The organism is Paenibacillus xylanexedens (assembly GCF_007676705.1).
GTDB lineage: Bacteria > Bacillota > Bacilli > Paenibacillales > Paenibacillaceae > Paenibacillus > Paenibacillus xylanexedens_C.
Map to the genome: position 1 here is coordinate 177,809 of NZ_VEBF01000005.1, position 12,598 is coordinate 190,406.

At 43.5% G+C, this 12,598-nt stretch carries 7 protein-coding genes; all 7 read right to left on the reverse strand.

The genetic code is table 11. The features are described 5' to 3' along the window. Positions 1 to 57: 57 nt before the first annotated feature. The 7 genes from FS628_RS23615 to FS628_RS23645 all read right to left on the reverse strand — a co-directional run bounded on the left by FS628_RS23615 (position 58) and on the right by FS628_RS23645 (position 12,585). Positions 58 to 1,644, reverse strand: coding sequence for a glycoside hydrolase family 32 protein (locus FS628_RS23615; protein ID WP_186327941.1), 1,587 nt, complete (start codon positions 1,642 to 1,644; stop codon positions 58 to 60). Positions 1,645 to 2,110: 466 nt separating this feature from the next. Further along, on the reverse strand, positions 2,111 to 2,389 hold the full coding sequence (locus FS628_RS23620; protein WP_145325417.1) for a hypothetical protein: 279 nt from the start codon (positions 2,387 to 2,389) through the stop codon (positions 2,111 to 2,113). Positions 2,390 to 2,428: 39 nt separating this feature from the next. Beyond that, positions 2,429 to 3,583, reverse strand: coding sequence for a cation:proton antiporter (locus tag FS628_RS23625; RefSeq protein WP_145325418.1), 1,155 nt, complete (start codon positions 3,581 to 3,583; stop codon positions 2,429 to 2,431). A 587-nt stretch (positions 3,584 to 4,170) separates the two neighbouring features. Further along, a complete protein-coding gene (locus tag FS628_RS23630; RefSeq protein ID WP_145325535.1) occupies positions 4,171 to 5,184 on the reverse strand; it encodes a zinc-dependent alcohol dehydrogenase family protein in 1,014 nt (337 codons plus the stop codon). Between the two features lie 294 nt (positions 5,185 to 5,478). Next, positions 5,479 to 5,781, reverse strand: coding sequence for an ArsR/SmtB family transcription factor (locus FS628_RS23635; protein ID WP_145325419.1), 303 nt, complete (start codon positions 5,779 to 5,781; stop codon positions 5,479 to 5,481). A gap of 256 nt (positions 5,782 to 6,037) precedes the next feature. Beyond that, positions 6,038 to 11,104, reverse strand: a complete 5,067-nt coding sequence (locus FS628_RS23640) for a golvesin C-terminal-like domain-containing protein (protein WP_145325420.1) — start codon at positions 11,102 to 11,104, stop codon at positions 6,038 to 6,040. A gap of 272 nt (positions 11,105 to 11,376) precedes the next feature. Then, entirely contained in the window at positions 11,377 to 12,585 is a 1,209-nt protein-coding gene (locus FS628_RS23645; protein ID WP_145325421.1) for an SGNH/GDSL hydrolase family protein, read from the reverse strand. Positions 12,586 to 12,598: the final 13 nt, after the last annotated feature.

The window sequence follows — 12,598 nt, forward strand, 5'->3', positions numbered from 1 at the left end:
AGGTGAGCGAGCTGGAGTGGAATGAGATATATGATAATCCACGGCTTTGCCTTTACTCTAAACGCACTCATTTTCCCAAATGCTTACAAGATCATTGATTTGAAGCGAAATAACCTTTAGTTCTCCGCCCAGAGTATAGAGTTCTAATCCTCTACTTTCCAAGTCGGGGAAAATCATGTCTGAAACGATTACTTTTCCTTTATTGCCGAAGACCTCGACACTGGACCAATCAACGTAAATGCTCAATTGTATTCGTTCATGCTCTGGCTTCATGGGGGCATTGTGTTTTGCAGCAAAGTCAGGATGGAAATCCGTGTCGTTCGACTTTGTCCGATCAACAAACAACTCCTCTTTCAAGATACTGTATCCGATGATCGTCTCCTGATTGGCAGATGTTCTTACCTTGAACCCAAATTCTTCTGCAGTACCGATTTCAAATTCCGCAATAATCTCGGCCTTTACAGTAGAAATATCAGATAAGACGTTGATACCTGGCTTGATCGTCAAATCTTGCAGAGACATAATCGGTCTTCTAAGTTGAGTTAGCTCATCTATAGGTACTTGAATTAAACGAATTCCTTCCGGATATGTCTTAAGCTGAATCTCTCGGGGGATGGACATGTGGCCGCGCCATTCCTTTGAAGGAAGAGTGGAGGCATAACGCCAGTTGTTCATCCAGCCGACCCAAATCTTTCGCCCGTCTTCTTTCGGAATACCGTCCCATGTAACAGCCGCGTAAAAGTCAGATCCATAATCTATCCATCTGATAGCATCTTTAGATTCCAACGTATCATCTGGTATGAATGACCTGCCATCAAAGTTTCCTATGAAGTACATCATACCGGAACCGCCAGCCGGTGGTTCTGGATCCTTTGGATTCACACCATTCCGATCCCCGACGCTTAGGATCAGAATCCACTTAGTTACATCAGGTTCCTCATCTACATGAATTTGAAATACCTCAGGACACTCAAATACTCCTCGGTGAATACCAGCAATGTCGGAACCGAATTCGCTTGCATAAGACCATTCCTTAAGATTCGGTGAGATGTAAAATTCGACACGGTCCTTTACAGCAAGAACCATTACCCACATTGAGGATTCTTCATGCCAAAATACCTTCGGATCACGGAAATCTAGCGTTTTCGTTGGGAATAATACAGGGTTACCTTCATATTTTGTCCAGGTTCGTCCCTTATCCCTGCTATAAGCAATGCTTTGCACCTGCGGTTTTCCGTGCTGAGCATTGTTGCCATCATTAGTATATATGGCAACCAATCCTGATCCGTTTTCGTTGAAAAATCCACTTGTATTGTTTTGGTCGACTACCGCACTTCCCGAGAAGATCGCTCCATCTTCACCAGGAAGAATCGCCGGAGGAAGTTCCTCCCAATGCACTAAATCCTTGCTTACCGCATGCCCCCAATGCATGCTGCCAAAATCAGGTTTAGTATCATGAGGCGTATGTTGGTAGAAAAGGTGATATTCTCCTTCATAGTAAACCATACCGTTGGGGTCGTTCATCCAATTTTTCTTAGGCGAATAATGTAACTGGGGCCTGTATCTATTCTCATAAAAAATAACCTCTGATTCTTTTCTACTGCTCATATCTCCTGATAAATGTAATTCTTTAATATTAATCACTCTCCATCTGATTTTGGAAGATAATTGCATAGAAGAGTTATAACACTCATCTCTATTAACAAAATAATCCTATAGAGTGCATTTGTCAAAGTGTTTTTCTATTTTATGCACATATTTTAATGTTTATTAACTCACTAACTTTACATTTGCACATTTTTCTATAAATTAATTGGAAATATCAGCTTATTATTAAGTTTATATACTCTTTCGTCTATATTGGATAATCAATTTGTTTACAAATGTACATTAAAAATATAATCTGTAAGCGTTGATCTAGATTAGCGAGCCTGCGTTATCTAGCGATCATATTCACAGCAATGCAATGAGCATAGGAAATCTTGTTAGCAATCATATTCGCTGATTAATATGCAAAATGAATAGCCGTATTCTTCACGAGGATGACTCGTGAAGAATACGGCTTTATACATCTGGATTAACTCTATCATATTGTTTGCAGTAGATCCTCCTAAACATCCTCCAGCCAGCGATAAATATATTTTGATTCTGGCTTTTGAAAGCGAATAGACTGATCTGTAATTTCCATTAAGAAATAACTATCTTTCTTTGTAAAACATTCTGCGAGATATTTCTCCAATAAATCAATATCATCGTCCGTTTTAATAAGAACCATTTTAGAATGGACATATTTTATATCGTAGAGCATATCTAAGTGAGATTGAACACAGCGCTCTGTCCACCCACTTTTTTCAGGTGAGTATGAGAAAAGATACGTTTTCGCAACCATGTACGTCCCTCCTGTTTAAATTCAGCTCCCTTAAGTAATCTAATGACTCAGTTCTTTCTCCGGAACTCCAAATAGAATCTTTAACAAAGGTGGCGCAACGAGCGTAGTGAAAATGACCATAATAATAACTGAGGTGAAATACTGGGGTAAGAGTAGTCCTGCTTGCAAACCTGTAGAGGCAATAATTAAAGCGACCTCTCCCCTGGAGACCATTCCAGCCCCTATGGCCATGGACGTCCGTTTATTAAATCCTGTTAAACGAGCACCTAGTGCACCACCCAGTAGCTTGGTCAGAATTGCTGTAATCGTTAAAATGACGACAAAGCCGATCTGTTGCCCCACTCCTTCAAAAGATACATTAAGACCAATGCTTACAAAAAACACAGGTACAAATATGGAATAGGCAATGGGCTCAATTTTTGTTTCTACAGTATGTTTAAACGGCGTTTGAGATACAGCAATCCCAGCTGCAAATGCACCAATAATTCCAGCCATCCCCATTAAATCTGCAAAGTAAGCAAAACCAAAACAAATAATTAAGGCTAGTGAAATAATAGGTTCGGTCACTTTAAGGCGCGATAACAACTTCAACATCTTAGGAACCACTAACCAACCAGCTACTAAAACAACAACAAAGAATATAAGTTTTTTGCCGATCAAGAGCCCTAACGAAACTTCTTCACCTGTTCCCAAAAAACTCATCATGACAGCTAACAGAATCACGACGAGTACATCATCAACTACCGCCGCTCCTAATATCGTCGTGCCTTCACGGGAGTTGAGGCGATTCATATCTTTCAAAACTTGCACTGTGATACTTACTGAGGTTGCACTAAATACGACCCCCATAAATAAAGCATAAGACGTGCCAAAACCAAATAATTCGGCAACGCCGTATCCACCTAGGAATGGAAGAATAATTCCCCCTACAGCAACCGCAAATGAGGACTTCCAGTTTTTCTTCAGTTGTTCCAAATCCGTTTCAAGACCTGCTATGAACATGAGTAACAGAACACCAATTTCAGACACATAATGGATGAACTCGTTACTATCTATCCATCCCAAAACAGCTGGTCCCAAAATAATCCCTACAATTAATTTACCCAGAACAGAAGGTTGTCCTAAACGAACAGACAAATCTCCTGCCAATTTGGTGGAAAATATAATAATTACTAAGTACAAAATAAATTCCAATTTCGTCTCCCCTTCTATATTGAAGTGCATCATCGTTCGAACAATAATTATTAATCAATATAAATGATAGAAAACTCAATATCAATACGAATTTTAAGGTGTCTATTTACGCGTATAAGTTACTTAAACCATAATATTAATCCCCCTATATGCACTAAAGAATATAATTCTTAAAAACACAAATATGGTCGTTTCAAGCGTGATGAAGAATCTTGGCTCGAGACACGAACTTATATCGAAAAAAAGCCGGGACAAAGGATTTCATTTTACAAATGCGATATGTATTTGATTCCATGACCATGCATCCCTTCGTTTCGACTGTCTTTAGCGTCGTACAAAACTTTAGGTTTAAAATACCCAGCAATCACGCTTTCTATTATAAGAATGTGTAGAGCAGTGCTAAATGACGTGCCCGTGAGTTGAACAAAGACAGCCGATCATATTGGTCGGCTGCCTCCTCTTTTAACAATGTTAAATTTTCCCTTTAGTGTAACCTTTCAACCACAATTGTCGAACTAGGTGAAACTGATTAATTGAGGTTGAGTTAACGTTAGTCAAATCAAAGTTCAACTGAACGAAATACAGCGTTATTCAGAGACTTTAATTACAATCTTACCAAAAGCTCCACGTCCCAAGTGCTCATAAGCTTTAATGGCTTCATCAAAGGAATAAACCGTGTCGATCACTGGATTAGTATTTAATTCATTAAATGCCTTATTCATTTCATCAAAAGATTTACGATGTCCTACATAGATTCCCTGTACGTGAGCTTGTTTAGCTAACAAAGAGAACAAATTCACTTCTGCTGTCATGCTCTCTAGGAATCCTACAATATAAATATGACCTTGCAGGGCTACCGCATCAATAGAACGATTAATACTGCTCCCGCCAACAACTTCAATAATATGTTGTGCACCTTCACCGTTCGTAAGTTTTAACACTTCTTTCTCCCAATCCGGTGTTTTCACATAGTTAATAATTTTTTTAGCTCCAAGTTTACGTACACGTTCGCCTTTCTCATCACTGCTTGTTGTAACAATGACTTTAGCTCCTAGTGCGGAAGCCATCTGGATAGCGAAAATAGATACACCACCCGTCCCCTGAACTAGAACCGTGTCGCCCGCTTTAATCTTTCCATACTCCACTAAAGAAAACCAAACTGTCAGGGCTGCAATAGGAAGTGTAGAAGCTTCTTCGTCCGTCATATTTGATGGGGACATTACCGCTGCATCCTCATCCAAAAGCATATATTCAGCAAGTCCACCGTTGTTTGGTCCGCCAATAGCAGTGGGAGCATAGTCTTGACTTGGTGCACCATCAATCCACTTGGTATATAGATGAGATACAACTCTGTCGCCATCTTTAAATCGAGTTACTTCAGATCCTACGCTTACCACAACCCCGGCAGCATCAGACACGGGTACAAATGGCTTACTCATCAAGTCAGGTAAGTAATCACCGTCCATGATTGATTTATCACGGAAATTTAGCGAGACTGCTTTCACTTTAACTAAAATTTGTTTGGGGCCTGGCGTGGGAATTTCTAAGTCAACCAATTTTAAATTTTCGAGACCTACACCTTGTTTTTGCCATGCTTTCATCATTTTTTATCTTTCCTCTCTAATCATTAGTTTATTTGAAGGGAATGAAGTTAAAAACTCTTCCCCTAATTGTTCAATGACTTCCTCAATGGCCGTCTATTGTTTTAAGAACTAATATTACATGATTTATACCAATTGATTTTAGCTATTCTGGGTATTTCACCCCCTTTTAAAATGGATATACATTAAAATATTGCAAAATATCAATATGTTATTTTAAAAAAAATGTACACTTTGCAAATTGTCAAAATGTACTCCGAAGAAATACTGAATTCCTCAGAATTCAGTTTTCTTTTAGGTATTCTTTTTTAAGAATAAACCAATTTGATCAATAGCATCTTCATTTCTTTTGTAATACGTCCACTTTCCTAAACGAGTGGCACTAATTAAACCGGCTCGCTGCAACATCGACAGATATTGAGAGGCTGTAGATTGATTCATCTTTAATTTTTTTGTTATTTGACTTACGCAAACCCCCACATCAACTAAATCAATCCCTTCTTGGGGAGAAAAATTAGCTTTAGGATCTTTCAGCCAATCTAATATCTGAAGACGTGCTTCGTTAGACAATGCTTTGAAGACTTCAATTTGTTCCATGTAGCTTATTATATAGTCATATTGTAAATTGTCAATATGTTGTTGTGTACCAAGTGGAATTATTCACCTTAACGACATGTTGTTGAATGCTTTGTTGGGCATTGCAGTTTCTGCTGTGCTAACAATATCGGTTTCAATTACTTCTGGCACCCCTTCCGGAATTCAATAACCATACATGACGAGAGTTTTCTCTCGTCCAAACGAAAGAGCCACAGAATGCGTGGCTCTTGTCTCTATTAATATTAAGTGTCGGGAACTATTCAGAAAGTGTCGGTGTACCTGGCTCTTCATCTGCAGGCAGCTCAGGAGCAACGGAATGCCGTTCGAACTTCACTGCGTCAACCCTCGTATAGATCATATCGGCAGGAAGCGTTGGCGGATCTACAGTTGTTGGAGTCTCCCTGGTTAAACGAACATACTCGCTGCCGTCTCCCGTAAAGTCGAACGTCCCTAGATCAACCCAACCGGATGGGCCGACCGTTGCATCGATATAGGTGACCTCGGTACCCGTCTTATGCTTCACTTCCACTTTGACATGATTATCGTTCGCCGTCGTATGGACGAGCTTGTAGATCGAGACCGTATATTTCCCCTCTGGAAACTGGCCTTTCCACGTTGCTGATGATCCTTGAACTGTAGTGTAACGGGACTTAACCCCAATTTTGTATCCGGCTAAATTGCTTTGGCTCCAAGATCCTTCTGTCGTGTATAACCCCGTTGTATCTGTACTGTCCACGATAACCGTTAGGTCCTTAATCGTTATGTTCAAAGGCGGGGTTGTTAAGGTTACTCCATCAATCGTTACAGTAGCCCATACCTCAATGTGATCCGTTTCCCCATCGAGATGTAGAAGGGTCAACAACCCGCTGCTGTCCACTTCAGCCACATCCGTACGATCAACGAAATACTGCACATTGGCCTGTGTAAGATCACCAATTAAACCGTTATCCAAATAACCGGTTACGCTCAATTGCGCGGTTTGAGTCATCTGCAGTTCGTTCCGATCGGACAAGATCACAGCAGATTCTAATTGTGGTATCCGGTTCGGGTCCACCCACATGATCGCATCGGCAACGACCCTTGATTTGTTGGCCTTGTTGGTTAGTTCCACGAACCCGCTATCGCCTGCAGCAAAAGGATAATCCCCCAGGTGCACCCAAGTGCCATTCGCTGTTGTCTCATCAACGGTAACCGTCTCGGAGCCCCCGCTATAATAAACGGTAAATGAGGCATTTGTTGCCCAATTTTCACTTGCAGCGGTTATTTGTGGAAGCTTGTAATACACACTGTATGTGACACTTTCTGGCAGCTCAGGCCGCCATCTCATCTTGCTTGTCGCTGTGCCGGCCGTCGATTTCGCATATACATAGTTATCGTAGTAATAGTCGTTCGCCGTTGTATCCCTTATCCAGACGCCTTCTGTCTCCGCTTCCGTATTATCCACAATGATAGATGAACCATCCTGCCCATCATCGGGTTGGACTGGCGTTTCCGTTACCTGATCCGGTAGATAGAGTGTCCGCTTGCGGGTCTGTTTCCCCTCTGATTCCAAGTAATACGTGAAGGTTTGGGATAAATCGTTCACCCGTATCGACCATTCCATCGGGTATATCGTATCTGGAATCGTCGTATAGGTAGCCCCGCCATCCAAGGAATAATGGATTGTCGCAGGTTTCGTCGTTTTGGCTTGCACATAAGCATCATAAACCGTTTCGTCGGGCTTAACGATCAGCATGCCTTTAACCGCATCGATTGGACTGTGGATATCAAAGAAATAACTTGCATCCGATGTATCTGCAGTTCTGATCTGGTGCAGCGGTACATCTATGTTGAGTCCTTCTACAATAATAGCGGTAATTCCCTTTGCTGAAACCGTCGCTTCAATGGTTCCGCCACGCATAACGGTTTGCTCTGGTGTACCATTGTCGCGGATGATCGTTACGGTATAATCTTGTGCCGGGTTGAATCCAATGATTTGTTCATTCAATTCTATGGGAGTCTGTACTTCATCTGACGATGCGTTGCTCAGCCCAATGTAGAATTTATCCCCGCTCTCACCCGTTATCCAGTTCAATTGAGGATGATTGGTCTTAATAATCCCCTTGGGCATCCACAGCCAAACGTCGGAATTACCATAAAATTGACCTGGTTTATTCCCATAAAGATGATATTTGAACCATAAAAAATTCGTTTCAAATACGGAAGGAAACATAATACTGCCGTTCGATTTCAATGATTGTTCGCTGATCAAATAATCCATCGTTTGCCCGAGCTGCCCCGGTATATGGTGATAATAGATGGATGTTGCCCCGCTAGGGCCTTCCAGAGGAAAATCCTGTTCAAGTTGGCTAACGGCGAAGCCTTTATAGTAATAACCTGGATAACTGGAATATCGACCAATGACCGCATTATGAGCAATATCCTGCAGCAGTTTATCCCCTGTATAGAGTGACAACCTCAGCATGAATGGAGCTTCCTGCGCATTCATGCGATAATAGCCAGTTGTACTTCCCGCTTCAAACGTCAATCCGCTCGGTGAAACAAGCCAATGATCCGCTGGTACGCCTCCGGGTACATCTTCCGGGAGCTTGATCCGAGGATATTGAAATTTACCGCTTTCCGGCCAATGGAACGACTCCGCGTAATTATACGTCTCAGGCTGCGGAATCGTAACGTTTCCTTCAGGAACCGGACGAGCAACAAACATGGTTGCATACCGTTTGGCTTCCTTATAGGCAGCATTCAAGTATTTGGGGTCCTGAGTTTCTTCGTACAGCTCCAAGATCTCCATCCACAGCTTGCTATAATAATAAATGAACTCATTTTTACTCACATCGACGGATGCTGGCGTATCGATATGTTGCGTGATATAACTGTCGGCCGCATCCTTCGCAGCCTGTAAATACTGGGCATCTCCTGTCATACGATACATCATCAGAGGCTGAATGACAGGGCCCCGATCTTTCTGGTCAGGATCACGTACGAGGTACTCTTCCTGTGCCAGCGCCCCAATTCCTGCCGAAGTGGCCATCATCTGATTGACAGCGGCTACGCTTGAAACATCGAATGGCAGGGTAGCCATTTTCCATAACGAAGGCACGCCGTATACTTTCTTCTGCGTCGGCGACCAACCAATCCCATTTCGCGATACGCCATACTGGACGGACGGCAATGCTCTCGTATCGTAAAGCTGGTCATCCCCGGTCAGATAGTAAGCCCCCAGAAGAACCGCATTTGAGCTGGTTCGAACGCTATCCTCGTTTTCGATATCAATGAAACCCTTGGCACGGCTCCACCACCCGCTGGGTGACGGGACATAATCAACAGAGTCGTCCCCTTGCGGCTCAATCTTAAGCAAATCGATCATATTGAACATTGCGTCAGTAAGCGACTGATCGGATACATTTTTCCGGTATGCGGAATAGCCGTATTCATTGCGAAGAATATCCGTGTAGGATTCATACAGATTGCTCTTTTGAGCGATTAGCCCCATATGAAATTGATATGTGCTTTCTGCGGTCATTTGCGAATAATTCCCTAATTGTGGCGCATACAGGATGGGCTGCACGCTGCCTTCGTTGTTAACAAGGCTCATGCCGAGCCGTTGTTTCGTAACGCCTCCCGTTGGTTCAAATTCAACCGGAAGCTCTTCCGAAGGTACAAATACCCCATACGTCAAAGGATTCCCTGAACCATCATTCTTCTCAACCAGACTCATCGGAGCGCTCAGTTCCCTCAAACTTGTTGATTCTACGGTACCTACCATTTTGGCATGCGACCTGAATCCATTTAACACTTCATTGATGCCGGAGACTACCTCTGTTGTGAAGGACTGATATCCAATCACATAGTTGCCGTCGCGGCGAGATGTAAAAGCAAAAGAAACATCTGGTTTATCCCCTGCCATGGACCAGTTCACTTCAAAATCGTAATCACTCACATGCGAGGAATCCGTTAATACCGCCGTGTGGTTGTCGGGAAAAGTGATCCCGTCAAATGTAATCCAGCGTTTGTTCATCGTGTCGTAGTAATTGGTTCGGCTCCCCGCATTCCCATCCAATAAAACCCATTGTTCCTCAAGTCTTTCCGCCACAGTATTTATCGGCATCCAGTTTCCCGTGTCCGTGTTCTTGTAGAACATGTCACGAACGATGGATTTGCCCCCATCCCATGCTGCCTCATAGAAGGTTGCCTTATAGTTATCATTTTCGATGCTACCTTTTTCCGTGTAACTGAGATTGGCTAATGTGCGGCTCCGCAGCGGGGGCAACGGCGGTGCCTGCTGCCGGATATTTCCTTCGAACTTGACTGCATCGGCCCGAGTAATAATTGTACCCGTCGTAGGTTGGGTTCGAGTCAGCCTGACAAATTCGCTATCATCACCACTGAACTCATACTCCCCCAAATCAACCCATCCGACCGATGGACCTGACGAAGGTCTAAGGTCCATAAACTTCACATCCGTAATCCCGTTATGAACAATCTCAATTTTTACATTACTATCTGCTTTATCTGCCCAATCCAGCTTATAGAACGATATTCTCGCCTTCCCTGCTTCCAAGCGTGGATTCCATGTGATGCTTCTATTTACGGCGTCTGTATATTTGGAGCTGGAATTATTGTAACCCTTCACTCCCGCACTTGTGCTCCAATAAGGAGCGGAGAATCCGTTATTAGCGTTGCCGGAATCAACCGTGACGACATTATCTATTGTGAGGCTTCCATCATCGATGATGATCGTCTTATGCGGCTCTTTCTGCCTTATATTCCCTTCGAACTTGACCGCATCAGCGCGCGTAAGGATCGTGTTCGTCGTACTGGTAGACCGAGTCAATCGAACGAATTCTTCACCAACTCCGGAAAAATAGTACTCTCCCAAATCAACCCATCCCGCTGGATCACCAGATGAAGGTCTTAGATCCATAAAGACTACATCCGTCGTTCCATTATGAACAATTTCGATTTTTACATTACTATCTGCCTTATCCGCCCAATCCACCTTATAGAACGAAACTTTCGCCGTTCCTGCTTCCAAACGTGGATTCCATGTTATCGTTTTGCCCACAGTACTCGTATATTTGGAGCTGGAAAGATCATACCCCTTTACCCCTGTGCTCGTGGTCCAATTCGGAGCCGAATATCCGTTGTTCTCGTTACCCGCATCAGGTGTCACAACATCATTGATCGTGATGCTCCCGTCATCGATGATAATGGTCTGATAAGGTAAGGTCTCCGCATAAGCGGCCCTTATTCCGATCAGGCTGAAAGGAACTACGATCGTCAACATGAAAACGATGAAGAAAAACAGCTTCCTTTTGACCATACAATTCACAGCCTCTCCTTTTAATGACAACGCTTTCATAATGATATTGCCCTTTGCTCGAATGAGCGTAAAGAAGCAATTAGCCTAACCCTTAGGCCTTCTAGCTAATCCCGCTTCGTCGTTTGTATCATAGCATGTCATATCACCGTGAAATTTCTTTTATTTTAAGCGTTTCTTATACGATTTTAAGTAAAAAGAAACCTACATCCTCATTGATTGCTCCATTGCAGTCAGATAGGATGTAGGTCTCCCAAGAGAACATAACACATCAATTATAATGGCGGCTGCACCAATAGCAACTTCCCAAGCTGAATGACCGTTTGATCATACCAAGCTGGATGCTGCCGAACATGTTCCATACTTCTTTCATTGCCGCTTGCTTCAAACACGGCTGCTTTGTCTGTCTTCTCGTGATCGATTTCGAAACGAACCGTATGTTTCCCATTCGGTAGCTCCGGCAAGAAAACATACTGATTTCGATTATGATCGTTATAGGGTGTGAATCGATCGATAAGAAAGGGTTCCCCTCCATCCACCGACACCTTCAATCTGCCTGAATCCGGCCCCCCGATATCGAATAACCCGATGTGGGTTCCCTCGAACTCCACCGTGATCGCCTCTCCGGGATCGACTGCCCGCCATAGACCGGGGAACAACCAATCGTACTCGCGTACTAAAGCAAAATTATCTGGGGTCATGTAAGACCATCCTGCCGAAAAAAGAGTAAGACGATCCAGCGGCAGCATGGTCGCATACTCCCAAGGATTGGCGGGAACCAAAGGGTCCTGCGGCAAGTGATGTTCGACTTTTCCCACAAGATCTCGAAGTTCGCTCATTTTCTCAAACGACCGGGTGATGGTATCCGTGTAGATCTGGTGTCCTTCGGGAATAGTGGGATGGATCGAATCATGCGTAAAAATAACGGCTCCGGGAATGGACACGTTTGCCCTTGAGGTGAAAATGAGCTTTCCCTCCGAAACCAATTGACTGACCGCTACGCCCAGATGAATCGAAGGAATGCCGTAATAGTCGGCGACTTCCTCTTGCATAAGAGCGCCCTTCTGGTATTCGCCGGATTGAAATAAAGGCACATCCCGCTCCTTAACCGTATATACGAACAGGATATCGGTAAACCGGCTGCGCTTGCGGATCTGTCGCACAATGCCTTCGATCCGCGCCTTGGATTCGGGAACTCCGCCATCGTTACCGACAAATTCAACAAACACGAAATCAGGCTGATGATGCAGTACATCTGTCTCCACTCGGGCGCAACCGAGGTCCGATCCTGTCCCATCAATGCCTGCGTTCACAGAGCGAATATCAGCATTGGGATATTGTCCTCGCAGCCAATCCGCCGTCATGACTCTGTATCCTTCAGAACGCGTGTTACTTCCGCCAAAATAAACGATGGTCACGGTTTCTCCATTTTCCAACTTCTGAATGACATTAGGCAGCCCTCTTCGTGGGGAAAATTCCTTCATCGCGATTTCACCT